We start from the raw sequence: 14,920 nt of genomic DNA on the forward strand, positions 1-14,920 counted from the left end.
CGCCCCGACGCAGCGGGGCGGCATTTGAACTATCGCGTGCGGGTGAACTCGGGCAAATGCTTGATCGCCCCGCCGGCCACGGCCGATTCGTGGGCCAGAATGCCGACGCAGGTCCAGTTAGCGCTGGTCACGGCGTTCGGCCATGGATCGCGGTCGTCGACCAAGGCGCGGACGAACTCGTTCACCAAATGCGGATGCGAACCGCCGTGACCGCCCCCTTGCAGGAAGGAAAGATGGTCGGCGTCTTCGATCGACTTGGTGAACTTCTGAATTTCCGCCGGCAGCAGATGGGCGTAGTCGGGGACTTCCACCTTCTCGGCAATCTCCGGCTCCGGCTTCTTGGCCGTGTGCAGGACGTGCGGTTCGTTCTCGACGAGCGACCACTCGAACGACTTTTTCGTGCCGTAAACGTCGAAGCTTTCACGATATTGGCGGGCCGTGTCGTACAGGAACCGCCAAATGTGAGCGCTCACGTCGCTCTCGGCGATCTTGATGTGGCACGACTCGACGGCGAACGAGTTCCCCGACTTCTCGCGGATGTCATCGCGCACCCGGCCTGAGCCGAAACACGAGACGTACTCGGCGCGACCGTCGACGAGACCGAGCACCGGACTGACGACGTGCGTCGCGTAGTGCATCGGAATCATCCGTTCCCAGTAATCGGGCCAGCCGTCCATATCTTGCGGATGCGAGGCCTGCATGTACTGGATCTCGCCGAGCTCGCCCTTTTGGTAAAGTTCTTTGATGAACAAGAACTCGCGGCTGTAGACCACGGTCTCGGCCATCATGTACTTCAGGCCGGTGTCGGCGACCAACTGGCAGATCTTTTCGCAGTCGGCAATGTTGGTGGCCATCGGCACGGTGCACATGACGTGCTTGCCGGCCTTCAGGGCCTCCATGCTCATCCACGCATGATCGGGGATGGGGCTGTTGATATGGACGAAGTCGATCTCCGGATCGGCGAGAACTTCTTCGAACTTCGCGTATCGCTTATTGATCTCGAGCGCGTCGGCCAGCGTGTTCATCGCCGCCACGTCGCGGCGGCAGACGGCGGCCACTTCCGCGTCCGGATGCTTCTTGTAGATCGGTAAGAATTCGGCCCCGAATCCGAGACCGACCATCGCTACGCGCACTGGTCTTCGGGTTGCCATGTCGCCGCCCCTTTTTCAGTCCAAGAGAGAGTTTGCGGCCCATCGCCGCGAGGAGTATAGAAGTCCCCAAAATATCGATACTAACTGCCGGTTTCGCAAGCCAGAATGAGAAATAGCGCAGAAGAGCTTCGATCTTTCACTTTCGCGATTAGACTAGGAGAGAGCGCTGTAGACTCGCATCCGCCGGCAGAAAATGCAACTTTGCCCGCCGGATTCGGAAGCTAGGGCCGCCCACTACAGGGCGGCTCGCATCCACGGAGTCGCACGCGCTTGCCCTCGACCTTAACGTTCACCAACTCGCCGCGTGTTTTGGCTGATTCGATGCGCAAACGACGCTCCGTCGCCCTGCTGTTGGAAACGTCGAATGCCTATTCGCGCGGATTGCTCGACGGCATCATCGCCTACCAGCGCGAGCATGAACTCTGGTCGATCTACATCGGCGAGCAACAGCGTGGCGCGAAGCCGCCGGCGTGGTTCAGCAACTGGCAAGGCGACGGCATTATCGCCCGCATCGAGACTGAGGCGATCGCCGCCGCGGTGAAGCGTTCGGGCCTGCCCGCCGTCGACGTCAGCGCCGCCCGCAGCGTTCCTCACCTGCCGTGGGTCGAAACGAACGACCGCGAAATCGCGCGCCTCGCCGCCTCGCACCTCATTGAGCGCGGCTTCCGGGAACTCGCCTTCTACGGCGAGCCAGTCTTCAACTGGTCACAGTGGCGTGAGGACCACTTCACTGATTTCGCGCGACAGAGCGGTTGCAACTGCCAGGTCTTCCGCGCCGCCTCGCGCGTGGAGAAGGGCTTCTCGTGGGCTCGCGAGCGTCGACGGCTGATCGCGTGGGTCCGCAAGTTGCCGAAGCCGATTGGCGTGATGGCCTGCTACGATTTTGGCGGTCAGCAACTACTCGACGTCTGCCGCGAACTCGACATCGCGGTGCCGGAGCAGGTGGCGGTGATCGGCGTCGACGACGACGCCCGCCTCTGCCGGCTTTGCACGCCGCCGCTCTCCAGCGTCATTCCCGATACTCACCGCGCCGGCTACGAGGCCGCTAAACTCCTCGATAGGATGATGAGCGGCGAGCGGATCGTTGGCGAGGCGATCCTCATTCCACCCCGCGGGGTGGCACAGCGGCAATCGAGCGACGTCTATGCGGTCGATGACCTCGACGTCGTCGCGGCCCTGCGGTTCATTCGCGAGCATGCCTGCGACGGCATCTCAGTCGGCGACGTCCTCCGCGTCGTGCCTCTCTCGCGGCGGATGCTGGAGCACCGCTTTCAGAAGCTCATCGGCCGCACGCCGCACGCCGAGATCATGCGGATCCGCATTGAGCGAACTTCGCGATTGCTCCGTGAGACCGACCTCACGCTGGCGGAAATCGCCACCCGTACGGGGTTCCCGCACGCGGAATATCTGTCGGTGGCGTTCAAACGCCAAACAGGCCAAACCCCGCGCGGCTACCGCCGCGACAGCCGCACTTCGGTGCGGTAACACGCCCCCACAAAGCCGCGACCGGTGGTCGCGATCCCCACGATCGGCGTTGCCAGTTCGCGCTGCCACCGCGACCATCGGTCGCGGCTTTATGGCCACCAAATCGATCAGCCGATTTTCGCCCGCAAATGCGGAATGATCACGCTCGGTACGAACCGCGCCAATTCCTCGTCCCCCGCGAGCGACGCGATCTGCTTGATGAGCGAACTCGACACGTGCGAAAACTGATCGTCAGCCATCAGAAAAACGGTCTCGATGTCGGAGTCGAGCTGTCGGTTCGCGAGCGTCATCGTAAACTCCGACTCGATGTCGCCCAGCGAGCGGACGCCGCGGACGATTACCCGTGAGCCGCATTCGCGGACGAAGCGGACGGCCAGTCCTGAGAACATCTTCACTTCGACGTTCGCCAGATGCCGCGTCGCAAGCTTGATCAAATCGACGCGTTCTTGAGCCGTGAAGAGCGACTGCTTGTCGATGTTGTGACCGACGCCGACGATCAACTCGTCGACGAGCCGGCTGCTCCGCTCAATGACGTTCAGGTGCCCCAGGGAAATGGGGTCGAACGAGCCAGTGTAAACGGCGCGACGGGCCATGCGCGGTAGTTCCAGGGCAGGGGGGATGGAGCGGAGTCAAACCCCATTCTCGTTGTCGCAACGCCACTTCGCAATCGCTTCCAGCGAGCCGCGGCGTTCATCCCCGCGGTCCCCGCCGCTTGCTTCTTAGCCCACCCTCTTCCCAACCAGCGCTAGCGAGACTCGACTCGCCACCGGATCGACCCACCGCCGCACCGTCTCCGGCTTGAGGAACGAGAAATTCGCAAAAATCATCGCCAGTCCGAAGGTGATCATCCCCATGAACATCGCGATGCCGCCATGCACCGCCACGGCTGTCCAAATCATCCACGGCCGGGTGAACCGGTTCCACACCAGGAAGGCGTACGAGAGTTCCCAGAAGACGGTCAGGTGGGTGAAGAACGCAATCAGGAATGGCCAATCAGCCATCCAGGTGAGCGGCAGCGATTGGTACTCGTAGTTCGCCGCGGCCCACCACATCGCCGTGCCGACGCGCCAGGTGTTGCCTTCGATCTTCGCCAAGGCAGAGAAGAAGTAAACGACGCACAGATGCAACTGCAGCAGCCGGATTGCAACGTTCGCCGCAGTGCTCGGCGCCGGTTCGCTCGCATCGCCACGTCGCAGCCGCCAGAGCCGATCGAGCGAGTAGCGCGCCCCGCACGGTCCGAGCATGAGGTACATCGCCATCATGCAGTTGGCTTTGTCGAGCCCGTAAAACGCGCCGGGGGTGACGCGATGAACGTACGACACCGCGAGCAAGTAGGCGAGCACCGCCGACACCCGCGAAAAGAGCCCCAGGAACAGGCACGCGAATACGCACAGCGCCAGAATGTGCACCGTCCACAGCAGCCAGTTGGGGCCGATCCAATCGAAGATGCTCCACACCGTCACCTCGCGGCCCGGCATGCTTTTGAGCATCTCGACCGGCGTGTAGCCGTCGCGGCCGATGAACCCCGCCAAGTCGAACGACCAGATGAAGTGGGTGTACAACATCATCCCGCCGGCCAGCAGCCGGATGAGCGCGAGCGTCGCCGGATCGGTCGGCGTGAACCAAAAGTTGTTCCACGCCCGCCAAAGCTCGGCGAAATAGTTGCGAGTCGAAGCGACGAGCGTCGTCATGGCGTCCCTCCTGCGGGAGCTGGTTCCGAGGGACGGGGGGGGAGCCGATGCTGAAACTCGCCGAGATTTTCGTAGGTCGACGGGGCGTCAATCCGCATGCCGTCTTTCACTTGCTGCGGCGTCAGCAGGTGATGCCGAAACATGGTCAGCTTCGCCCACTCGCCGTCATGCTTCTTGATCAGGTACTCGGCGATTTTGTTCTCCCACCCCATACCGGCGGTCGCCTGATCGCGCGACTGCTCCACCAGCATCATGTGCCGGTGATAAAATAGCCGCGGCCACTGCTCGCGCCGATCGGGGAAGCGCCCTTCAGCGATCTTTTCGTTGGCGGCGTTGTAGACCTCGTACTTGATCAGATGGCTCGCCGTCGGATCGGGCGAGAAGAAGTTGTAGCCGTGGTTGACGAACACCAAGTTCGCGTAGTGATGGAGGTATTTAGCCAGCGCGATCGGAATCACCGGCAACTGCGGCGGGTATTGCTGCGGGTCGAGTTGCTCCAGCGGAATCGGCTGCCCCTGAGCGTTCAGCGGCGTGCCGCCCGGCTCGATCATCGGCACCACCGACGAACTCAGCTGCAGATGCCACGGCGAGACGAACACGGCGACCAAGTGAAACGCCACCAGCATGCTCACCAGCACCCGCGCGAACGGCCCCCACGGCCACGGCGACGGAGTCTTTGGCTTCGCAGGTTTGGCCGGCTTCGGCTTGGCCTCGGGCGCAGGGGCGGGCGCAGGCTTTTTCTCGCCTGCCGCCGGCTGAGGGGGAGTTTCAGGACGTTGCTTACTCATGAATGCCACAGGTGCGACGCCCCGTTGAGGGCGTTCCAGACCGTATTTCTAGCCCCGGGCTTCGCCCGGGGGTTGTTCGCCGCGACGAGTTGGCTCGTCGACTGGTGCGCCACCCCCGGGCGAAGCCCGGGGCTAAAAAAGGCTGCAGTTCCGTATGTGTGTAGCAAACGAAAAACCCCCGCATCGGTCAACGCCGATGCGGGGGTAAAACTGCGTCAAGAGCGAAAAATGGCGAACTTAGTTAGCCGCCACCTTCAGGGCGTTCCCAGCGAGCTCGAAGGCGAGCTCGTAGGTCTTGCCACCCTCGATGTCGAGGGTCTTCTCTTCGACCAAGGTCTTGCCGTCTTGCTCGAGCTCGACGCGGACGGTGTAACCGTTCCACATCTGGCCGGCGTTCAGGCTGTTGGTCGTGTAGCTGCGGACTTCGCCGGTTTGCTCCGTCGGGGCGCCAGCCAAGGTGACCTTGGCTCCGGCCGGGACGTTGAGCTTCAGCTCGGTCTGGGCGGTCTTGTCGCTGCTATCGGCACCGCCGAAAGCCAGCTGGACGTTCTCGCCGGCGGTCAGACGGACGACCTTGTCTTCGGTCATCGGCTTGCCATCGCGTTCGAAGTGAACACGGAGCTTGTAGGAGTACGAACGACCCGGCTTCAGGCCGCGCGACACGTAGTGACGCTCGGCGCCAGTGCTGCTGGTGGCCAGGTCGTTGACGAAGACCTTGGCGTCGGCCGGCAGGTTGACGAAGATCGTCGCTTCGGTGGCCGAGGCGCTCGGGGTGGCGGGGGTGGCTTCAACCGGAACTTCCGGCGAGGTCACTTCGCCTTCGGCGGGGTACGACTCGTAAACGGCGCCGCCGTACGAACCGCTGCTGCCCGACGACGAGCCGTAGCTACCCGAGCTGCTGTAGCTGGCGTAGCTGCCCGACGAGGAGCCGTAGCTGCCCGAGGACGAGTAGCGGGCAGCCTTGCGGGCGTGCCAACGCGAGAACAAGCCCGGACGGCCGTAGCTGCCGGATGAACCGCTGCTGCTGTAGCTGGCGTAGCTGCCCGACGAGGAGCCGTAGCTGCCCGAGCTGCTGTAAGCGCTGTAGGTGGCATAGCTGCCGCCGTAGCTGCCGCTTGAGGCATAGCTGCCCGACGACGCGTAGCTGCCGCTCGAGGCGTAGCTTCCGCTGGAACCATAGCTGCCGCGCGAACGAGCCGAGGCTTCGCCAGCAGCAACCGCGACCATCCCTGCCGCAACGACCGCCACCGCGACCAGCTTAGTGTTGCCGAATCTCATCTCTTCATTCCCCCTGAGGACCTTGAATTTTTGGATCATTTCAAATTGGGCAACGATCCCTGCCTGGTCGACGGCAAGACGCCGAGCGGATAACCGCACTCGACCGACACATCGGTAACATAGCAGCGGGGGGGTGTAATTCAAGGAACTTGCGAAGAATTAACCGGTTCTGGCGATTAGGAAATCCAGCTAATATTGGGCGATAGGGGTATTGATCCCATGCTGGCGTCACGGTCGTTACGACCGGCGCCAACGGCCCTCCGCTAGCCTATTTGCCGGCCTGCACCGCGCGCAATTCGAGGTCATCGAGATCGAGTTGCCCAGTCGCGCCATTGAGGCCGATGCGAACGATCGCCTCGCGCGCTGCGAGCGGCACGCGGAACGTTCGCTGTTCGTTCCGCCACGCAAATGTTCCTGTCCATGGTCCGAGCTCGATCATGTCGATTACCGCCCGCCGCTCGTCGTAAAAATTGACGATCACGCCCGGATGCTCGCCAGCGGCGGCCGTAATCCCCTTGGCGGCGACCTGGCAACTCACCTCGATTTGGCTCACCTTCCGGCCGTCGATCGCCGTCCCCTGAAGCGCCTGGCTGATGAGCCCTGGCTCGCTGTTGGTGAACCGCATCCACCGCTTGCCTTCGGGAGCTGGCTCGCCAGCCGAACCATCCACGGTCGTCGCCTGCCGCAAGTAGTGCCAGCCGACCGGGTCGCTCGTTTTGCCAACGACCTTCTCAAAGCCGCCGTTGCGAACGGTCGGGTGGAGCGGATCGGGCTGCACCTTTCGCGAATCTTCGGCGGCGCCGGTCATCGGCACGAACAGGGTCGCCTGCAGTGGTTCGCTCTCCAGCTTGCCGTCTCGCTTCGTCATTCGCACGAGGTTCTGCTGATAGCGCTCGCCGACGGGGATGATCATCTCGCCCCCCTCGCGCAGCTGATCGACGAGCGGCTGCGGCACGCTCTCCGGCGAGCAGGTGACGATGATCTTGTCGAACGGCGCCGCCTCGGGCCAACCCTTGAAACCATCGCCCACGCGGACATGGACGTTGTCGTACTTAAGTCGCTCAAGCGCTCGCTTCGCCCGTTTGCCAAGCGGTTCGACGATCTCGATCGTGTAGACGTCTTTCACGAGCGGGCTGAGCACCGCCGCCTGATAGCCGCTGCCGGTGCCGATTTCGAGCACGCGGTCGGTCGACTTGGGCCGCAGTTGCTCGGTCATGTAGGCGACGACGAACGGCGGCGAGATCGTCTGCCGATCCCCAATCGGCAGCGCCCCGTCGAGATAGGCGTAGGGTCGATACGCGGCTGGCATGAACTGATGCCGCGGCGTCGCCTGCATCGCCTTCAAGACGCGCGGATCTTTGACGCCAGCCGCTTCGATTTCCTCGGCGACCATCTTCGCGCGCTTGGCGGCATACTCCTGCTCGATTGGGGCAGGGGACTGCGCGATCGCCTCTGATCGCCCCAGGCAGAGCAGCGCGACAATCGCAAAAACCCGCAGAAAACAGGCGTTTTTCAGAGTGCTGGCGGTGGGCTTCCGCATGGTCGGACTCACGAACGAGGCGTTAAACGGCTACGATAAACTTTTGCAGGAAGCGATCAGAATTTTGTGGGAGGCGTCTCCGACGCCGAAATAGGTCACCGCCACATACGGTCGTGACAGTTCAGCGCCGCTTCGGGGTCGGAGACCCCTCCCACAGATTTTTTGGCAAGGCCGTGCATTCATAGATTCTAGCACAGCCGCATAAACCGGAGATTGGGCGTGAACGGCGAGATTGAGGCGGTACGCAACGAACTTCGCGCGGCGATGCCCGTGGCCCAAAACTGGGCCTACTTCGACCACGCCGCCGTCGCCCCCGTGACGGCGCCTGCCGCCGCGGCGATGCGCACTTGGATCGATCAGTCGCTCCACGAAGGCGATACGATGTGGCCCGAGTGGGCCCGGCAGCTGAAGCAAGTCCGCCAATCGGCGGCGACGCTCATCGGCGCCACGCCGGCGGAGATCGCGCTCGTCCCCAACACGACGGCCGGCATCAACCTCGTCGCCGAGGGGCTCGATTGGCGCGCCGGCGATAACGTCGTAACGCTCGCCGACGAGTATCCGTCGAATCTCTACCCCTGGATGAACCTCGCCGACCACGGCGTCGAAACCCGCCGCGTGCCGACTGCCGACGGCGTCGTCGACTACGACCAACTCGCCGCTCACTGCGACGAGCGAACGCGAATCATCACCGTCAGCTGGGTCGCCTTCTCGAACGGTTGCCGCCGCGATCTTAACGCCATCGCCGAGGTCGCCGCCCGGAAGGGGACGCTGCTGTTCGTCGATGCAATCCAAGGCCTTGGCGCCTTCCCGCTCGATGTGAGCCAAACGCCAATCGACTTCCTCGCCGCCGACGGGCACAAGTGGATGCTCGGCCCCGAAGGCGCCGGCATTGCCTACATCCGCCGCGACCGCCTGCCGCTGCTGACCCCCATCGCCGTCGGCGCCCACAGCGTCGTCCACGCCCAGGATTACGCCCACATCGAGTTGAAGCTGAAGCAAGACGCCTCACGATACGAGGGAGGTTCGCTCAACGTTCCCGGCATGCTCGGGCTGGGGGCGAGCCTGGACTTGCTGCAGTCGCTCGGCATCGACCGCGTCGCCGCGTCGGTGCTCGAGATCAGCGATCATCTGGTAAGCGAACTACAGCAGCTCGGCATGCGGGTGATCTCGCCGCGTGCGGGGGAACAGCGCAGCGGCATCGTTTCGTTCGAGTTCCCCGGCGCCGACCTGCTCGCCGTGCGGCGGCACTGCCTCGAGCAGCGCGTGGCCCTCGCCACCCGTGCCGGGCGGATTCGCGTTAGCCCGCACGCCTACAACAGCCATGACGACGTGGCGCAGTTGATCAATGCGCTGCGCAGCTATCAAGGATAAACGCCCGATGAAGACCGATGAATACCCAGCCCTCAGCGGTTCCAAGAGCGATCGATTGTGGGAGGCGTCTCCGACGCCGATTTCGCGTTGCCAATTAAGTTGCTTCAGCAGGCGATCTGTACTCGGCGTCGGAGACGCCTCCCACAAAATCCTGCTTGCGGCATCGCTCGCGGTGGGGTTGCTCGCAGCCGCTCAAGCAGTCGCCGATGAGTCGGCACCCCCCACTTACAAAAACCCGATCGTCACCACCGGTAATCCTGCCGATCCGCACGTGATCCGCGTCGACGATACCTACTACCTCTACGCGACGACGCACGGCCGCGGCTACGACGTCCTCACGTCGCAAGACCTCGTTCACTGGAAAAACAAGGGGAGCGCGTTCGACGACCCTCGCGGCGGGGCGTGGGCGCCCGACGTCTTCCACAACGTCCGCGGCGACGGCAAGTTCTACCTCTACTACACCGACAACGACCCCGCCCACGACGAGGGTGGCGCGCGGAAGCAAATCGGCGTCGCCGTGGCCGACAGCCCGCGCGGGCCGTTCGTCGATAAGGCGGTGCTCGCCCCCGGTTCAATCGACGCCCACTTGTTCCAGGACGACGACGGGCAGCTGTACCTCTACTACGTCGAGATCCTCGACGGTTTCAAGATCTACGGCCAGCAGATGAGCGATCCCGTCACGCCCGAGGGCGAACGCGTGCTGCTCATCCAGCCGACCGAGCCGTGGGAAATGGCGTCGGGCCACGTCACCGAAGGGCCGTTCGTGCTCAAGCATGACGGGCGGTACTACCTGATGTTCTCCGGCAGCGGCGCCGACTCCCGCCACTACGCCATTGGCTACGCCACGTCGAAATCGCCGCTCGGGCCGTTCGAAAAGTACGCGAAGAACCCGATCGTCTCGCAAAGCGAAACACTCTTCGGGCCCGGCCACCACTGCGTCGTCGCGACGCCCGAAGGGAAGCTGTGGATGATCTACCACCAGAAGCACGACGGCGAGATCAACTGGCGGCGGTTCCTAGCAATCGACCCTCTCTGGTTCGACGATGATGGCGTGCTGCACGGCAAGGTGACGCGCGGCACCGACGAGCCAGCGCCTTAGCGTTCTAACCCCGGGCTCCGCCCGGGGGTGGCGCAACGCGGGGCGATGCTTACCGGAATGGAGCGCGACCCCCGGGCGGAGCCCGGGGCTAGGGATGCGGTTGCCGACGGCGATCCATAGCTCGTCCCAAAATGCAAAACCGTCGTCGTCAAACGGATTCCCGCGCTCAAACGCGGATGTTACGCGCTCGCCGAAAGATTCTGCAGATTCGCATGATTCCCCGCGATTGATGCAGTCAACTGACTGCATGAAGAGCGCCATTCGCACCGCGAAATGAATTGGCGCCGCGCTTGCGTTCACCTCCTCGCACAATCAACCGGCGCCGCCTGCAGCCGGATGAGTAGCCGAGTAAGGGAACCATGTCATGCCACGCACAGCCGTCATCACGCTCGCCGCCGTCGCCACGTTCGCCGCCGTCGGTCTCCAGCAACACGCCTCTGCCCAAACCATTGCCTACGATCACCGCAGCACCGTGCTCGGCGACCACCTCGCCGGCGCCTCGGAACTCGTCCGAGCCAATGGCCAGTTCCTGAAGGACGAAGCCGACGCCGCCGAAACCTGGACTCGCGTCACCGCAGCCCAGGACCAAATCCAATACAACCGCGCGACCTACCGCAACGACGTGAAGCGGATGGAAACCGAGAACCGCGAGCAGAAGGCCGACGCGAATCGCGCGAAGCAGCAAGCCGACGCGAACGCCGAGTTAGCTGCCGCCCTCAAGCTATATGAATCCGTGCAACGGGGCGCCGGGGCCTGGCCGACCGCATTGACGCAAGCTCGCTACGCCGGTTCGGTCGCGACGGTCAGCTCGCTGCTTCGCAACTGGTCGCCCGAGCATCCGTCGAGCGACGTTTACCGCTCCGCCTTGGCGACGGAACTGGGCGTGCTGAAGGCTCGCGTCACCGCCGACCGCAGCCTCGACTTCACCAGCCGCGTCGACGCGGTGCGGGCGATCAAGCAACTCCACCAACTGGCGATGATGTCGCCGAGCGAGTTCCCGCACCAGTGGGAGCAACGCCAGTTCGCGATGAAGTAAGCGTGCCGGCAATCATCCTGAAGACCGATTCGTGATTTCGCCCCCCACTGAGCGATCTACGGCTACGGCTGCAGGTCGCTCTTCTTATTGACGGGGAGAAATCAACCCACTGGCTTTACTCCGCAGCGACTTCATCGCTCGCGCGAGTGGCCAAGGCTTTCCACACAACGGGGTCGACGCCGTCGTTGTAGAACCGGCAGGCGCCGTCGGCGGTCGAGCCGCTCACGCCGCCGGGGTGGGCGCTGCGGGCGGCACGCCAGCCGTAGGCCGAGTAGAGAATAGGCTGCGCGGGAGGCGGCGTCGGGTCGCTCGTCGCGGAGGCGGCGCAATCGAACTGCTGGGAGTTCGGCGGGTAGTAATGGTTGTACGTGGCGCTGCGATACTCGCCGCTCGCCCACGCGAAGCCGCGGGGATCGTTGCCGGTGCTCGCCGACGAGTTGAAGTTCATCGAGCCGTTGCATTTGAAGTCGGAGAGATCGGTCGGCCCCGCGAACGAAAGGACGAACTTGTAGCTCCGCTCGGGCGTGGCGCCGTTGTAGGCGCCCTGGCCATCAAGCACCGTGTCGGCGCCGATGAGGCTTTCCGAAACCGCCATCGTGTTCGACGAGCCGTCGGTGATGTCGCCGAAGGTCGTCGCCGAATTGACGTAGAAAACGCCGTCGGTATCGAACGGCGTGCCCCCCCCGGCGCCCGATCCGCCGCAAACGGCGTAGTTCGTCGGCCCCGTCTCCGGCTTCACGCGCTCCTGCAAGTCACTAGGGCAGAGGAACACCGGCAGCATCTGCACGACGGCCGGCTTGTTCGGCGTCGAGATCGGATACCCGCCGCCGGGCATGTAGAGCGGCAACGAAAGGTCGAGCAGGTTGTGGAGCGACTGCTGCTCCATGTACGGCAACAACTGGGCGAGCGCCGACCAGCGGTAGAAGCTATGGGGATGTCGCTCGTCCGGCGGGTAAGACTTCGACATCGCAGCCGAGGGGAAGGCGTTTTTGGCCGCGTGATGATTCTGCAGCGCGAGGCTGGTTTGCTTGAGGTTGTTGAGGCACTGCGCGCGGCGAGCGCTCTCGCGGGCGCTTTGCACGGCGGGGAGGAGCAGGGCGATGAGGGCGCCGATGATGGCGATCACCACCAGCAGTTCGACCAACGTAAATCCGGCGGGCTTACGCACGGCGGAAGGCCCTCGCAATGCTGAGCCCGGCGAGTAGCAGACAGAGCCCAGTCGGCTCCGGTACGGCAGCGGCCGCAACCGCTGCAGGCGCGGCCGGCGCGTTGTAGTTCCGCTGCCACACGAGGAAGTCCGCGCCATCGGCAATGCCGTCGCCGTTCGCGTCGCCAAGCGTGTTCGCGGGCATCCCACTCGATCCGAAGCTTTCGTACCAGATGCCGAGGTCCGCGGCGTCGACGAGATCATCGCCATTGAAGTCGCCGGGAATTGGCTGCTTCAACTGCCCAGCAACGAGATCGTCCCAGAGCAGCCCGTCGTAGTCGTACGACTCGTGGAACGAGATGCGATCAAACGGCTGAGTGTCGGTGACGCCGACGAAGATCACATTGTAAAAGGGCCAGTCGGGGCCGAGGTCGTGAATGACCACTTCCTTGGACGTGCCGAGCGCGGTGTTCTGCAGCGTGAAAGTCAGCCGATTGGCAGGAGCGGATACGGGCGGCGCCGAGGAGCCGTCGCCTCCCTGCACGATGTAGCTGCCGAACGCCGTCACCGGCTCGGAAAACTGTAGCCAGTCGTCGACGCCCTCGGTATCCCAAAGGAAGCGCTGACCGCTCACGGAGTAGGTGACAAGCGAATTGACGCCGTTCGGGAAACCGGTCGTCGCCGTGACGCCGGTCGCGCCGAACGTGAGCGTCGGGTTCGCTCCCGAGTTGTCTTCCAAGTCTTCGACGCCATACGACGAAAGCGCCGCCAGGAACTGGTTCCTGGCGGCGCTCGAATTCGTCATCGTCAGTTTGGAAGCATCGGGTCCGCCGAAGTACGGAGTTACTTCAGCGTGAACTGCTGGCAGCACGCCCCAGCCGACGAGCGCCGCCAGGCAAACGGGAACGACGCATTCGATCCGCATCCGCACTGTCGATTCTCCAGGGCTAGTTGATGCCGCCAGGGCAGGGCGATGGCGTTAGGCCATCCGGCGACGCACCGTTAAGCCTAGCGCAGCGACCGCGACGGTCAACATGCCAAGCGTGGCCGGCTCGGGAATCGCCACCGTGGCGAAGGCGGTCGGCTCGATGAAACCGCCGCCGCCGGGGAGCGCGAACGTCCCGATCAGCGTGCCATCGTAGGCGTAGTGCGAGATGTTCCCGCTGCCGTTCGAAACGCCCAAGATGCCGGCGAGGAAGCCGTTGCCGTCCGGCGAAGCGATCAATCCTTGGGGGAACGCGAGGCCCGAGACGCCGAAGCTGGGATCGACGGCGCCGGTGAGCACGTTGTAGCGACCAATCGTGCCAGCGAACATGCCGGTGACGTAGAGGTCGTTGCCCCGGACCAACAGGCCCGACGCGCCGTTGAGCGATGCCGAGCCCGGGATGAATTCCGAGAGGCCGGTGATCGGCACGTTCGACTTTGCAACGGCGCCAGCGTTACCCGCGGGGAAGTTCTGGAAGGCGCCAACGAGGAGTTCGCCGTTCGGTGCGTATTCCAATCCAGAGAATTGGAAGTACGTGCCGCCGCCAATGAGGCCGTTGATCGGGGCGCCTGCGCTCGTGCCGTTCAGATTGAACTGAGCGACGCCCGTGCCGCCGAGGTTCGAAACGTAGACCTTCGAGCCATCTTGGCTGTACTTCACTGAGCTCGGGAAGGAGAGCCCGTCAGCCGCGTCGGCGAAGACCGAGCCGTTCGTCGCCAAGCCGGTGGCGACGCTGTAGTCGTACTGGACGACCACGTTGTTGCCCGTGCTCGTCACGAACAGCTTCGTTTGGTCTGGCGAGAGAGTGATGCCCGAGGGACCGAGCAAGTTGACATTGTCGGTCAACACCGTGCCGAGAAGCGTGCCGCTGGCGCTGTAGCGAAAGACGCTGTTGCTGAGCCGGTCGGCGACGAGAAGTTGCTGCTGCGCCTGGCTGGCGGCAGCGAGAATGTTGAGCGAGGCAAGCGCCGCCACGCAGGCGAAAGCGCGAGCCAACAGAGTGGAGGTTTTCATTTCAGTAGCGATCCTGGGTGTGAGACTGAGGGTGAAGCGGAAGGGTGCGCCAATTGAGATCGCGAGACGCGGCTGGCTGAACGCTGGCTGCCTGGCGAATGCAGGATCCTAGCGATCGCGATCTGCGGGGAAGGTTGCCGCGATGTTCCACACGCGGCGGTAGGCTGGCGGAAGTCCGCCTCACGAACGGAACCGAGTATACCTGCGGGCGCAGCTGGGGACAAACCGCCGCCGGCGGCGCTGGGGGGGAACCGCACGCGCCTGGCGATAGCAGCAGCGCGCTGTCGATTTTCTCGCCAGCCGCTGCCTCCAAGCGTCGGATCAACGCCGCTTCT

General features: G+C 63.8%; 13 protein-coding genes. 4 read left to right on the forward strand and 9 right to left on the reverse strand.

The window, feature by feature from the left end:
- Positions 1 to 29: 29 nt before the first annotated feature.
- Positions 30 to 1,151: a Gfo/Idh/MocA family protein gene (locus tag ACQY7R_RS12705; protein WP_428305968.1), complete on the reverse strand. Its 1,122-nt coding sequence runs from the start codon at positions 1,149 to 1,151 to the stop codon at positions 30 to 32.
- A 321-nt stretch (positions 1,152 to 1,472) separates the two neighbouring features.
- Between ACQY7R_RS12705 and ACQY7R_RS12710 the strand changes: the two genes are divergently transcribed.
- A complete protein-coding gene (locus ACQY7R_RS12710; RefSeq protein ID WP_428305969.1) occupies positions 1,473 to 2,636 on the forward strand; it encodes a substrate-binding domain-containing protein in 1,164 nt (387 codons plus the stop codon).
- A 107-nt stretch (positions 2,637 to 2,743) separates the two neighbouring features.
- Here the strand turns inward: ACQY7R_RS12710 and coaD are convergent, their stop codons facing one another.
- From coaD to ACQY7R_RS12735, 5 genes are all read right to left on the reverse strand, one after another.
- The gene (coaD, locus tag ACQY7R_RS12715; protein WP_428305970.1) at positions 2,744 to 3,229 is read right to left on the reverse strand and encodes a pantetheine-phosphate adenylyltransferase; all 486 of its coding nucleotides are present in this window, start codon (positions 3,227 to 3,229) and stop codon (positions 2,744 to 2,746) included.
- A gap of 126 nt (positions 3,230 to 3,355) precedes the next feature.
- Positions 3,356 to 4,327 (reverse strand): HTTM domain-containing protein, encoded by a 972-nt coding sequence (locus ACQY7R_RS12720; RefSeq protein WP_428305971.1) that lies wholly within the window; start codon positions 4,325 to 4,327, stop codon positions 3,356 to 3,358.
- A complete protein-coding gene (locus ACQY7R_RS12725; RefSeq protein WP_428305972.1) occupies positions 4,324 to 5,115 on the reverse strand; it encodes a hypothetical protein in 792 nt (263 codons plus the stop codon). The genes ACQY7R_RS12720 and ACQY7R_RS12725 overlap by 4 nt, the downstream gene beginning before the upstream one ends.
- A gap of 237 nt (positions 5,116 to 5,352) precedes the next feature.
- The gene (locus ACQY7R_RS12730) at positions 5,353 to 6,393 is read right to left on the reverse strand and encodes a TIGR03000 domain-containing protein (protein ID WP_428305973.1); all 1,041 of its coding nucleotides are present in this window, start codon (positions 6,391 to 6,393) and stop codon (positions 5,353 to 5,355) included.
- 268 nt (positions 6,394 to 6,661) lie between these two features.
- Positions 6,662 to 7,933 carry a protein-L-isoaspartate(D-aspartate) O-methyltransferase gene (locus ACQY7R_RS12735; RefSeq protein ID WP_428305974.1) on the reverse strand — a complete coding sequence of 424 codons (1,272 nt, stop codon included), beginning with the start codon at positions 7,931 to 7,933 and terminating at the stop codon, positions 6,662 to 6,664.
- A gap of 219 nt (positions 7,934 to 8,152) precedes the next feature.
- On the opposite strand from ACQY7R_RS12735, the gene ACQY7R_RS12740 reads away from it, so the two are divergent.
- The 3 genes from ACQY7R_RS12740 to ACQY7R_RS12750 all read left to right on the forward strand — a co-directional run bounded on the left by ACQY7R_RS12740 (position 8,153) and on the right by ACQY7R_RS12750 (position 11,439).
- A complete protein-coding gene (locus ACQY7R_RS12740) occupies positions 8,153 to 9,304 on the forward strand; it encodes an aminotransferase class V-fold PLP-dependent enzyme (protein ID WP_428305975.1) in 1,152 nt (383 codons plus the stop codon).
- 7 nt (positions 9,305 to 9,311) lie between these two features.
- The gene (locus ACQY7R_RS12745; RefSeq protein WP_428305976.1) at positions 9,312 to 10,403 is read left to right on the forward strand and encodes a glycoside hydrolase family 43 protein; all 1,092 of its coding nucleotides are present in this window, start codon (positions 9,312 to 9,314) and stop codon (positions 10,401 to 10,403) included.
- 364 nt (positions 10,404 to 10,767) lie between these two features.
- On the forward strand, positions 10,768 to 11,439 hold the full coding sequence (locus ACQY7R_RS12750; RefSeq protein ID WP_428305977.1) for a hypothetical protein: 672 nt from the start codon (positions 10,768 to 10,770) through the stop codon (positions 11,437 to 11,439).
- A gap of 115 nt (positions 11,440 to 11,554) precedes the next feature.
- Here the strand turns inward: ACQY7R_RS12750 and ACQY7R_RS12755 are convergent, their stop codons facing one another.
- From ACQY7R_RS12755 to ACQY7R_RS12765, 3 genes are read right to left on the reverse strand one after another with little or no spacing between them, the layout of a single operon-like run.
- Positions 11,555 to 12,607, reverse strand: a complete 1,053-nt coding sequence (locus ACQY7R_RS12755) for a DUF1559 domain-containing protein (protein WP_428305978.1) — start codon at positions 12,605 to 12,607, stop codon at positions 11,555 to 11,557.
- Positions 12,600 to 13,511 (reverse strand): hypothetical protein, encoded by a 912-nt coding sequence (locus ACQY7R_RS12760; RefSeq protein WP_428305979.1) that lies wholly within the window; start codon positions 13,509 to 13,511, stop codon positions 12,600 to 12,602. The genes ACQY7R_RS12755 and ACQY7R_RS12760 overlap by 8 nt, the downstream gene beginning before the upstream one ends.
- Before the next feature lie 54 nt (positions 13,512 to 13,565).
- The gene (locus ACQY7R_RS12765; protein ID WP_428305980.1) at positions 13,566 to 14,585 is read right to left on the reverse strand and encodes an SMP-30/gluconolactonase/LRE family protein; all 1,020 of its coding nucleotides are present in this window, start codon (positions 14,583 to 14,585) and stop codon (positions 13,566 to 13,568) included.
- Between the last annotated feature and the right edge of the window lie 335 nt (positions 14,586 to 14,920).

Origin of the sequence: Lacipirellula sp., from assembly GCF_965279485.1 — a bacterium.
Taxonomy (GTDB): domain Bacteria; phylum Planctomycetota; class Planctomycetia; order Pirellulales; family Lacipirellulaceae; genus Lacipirellula.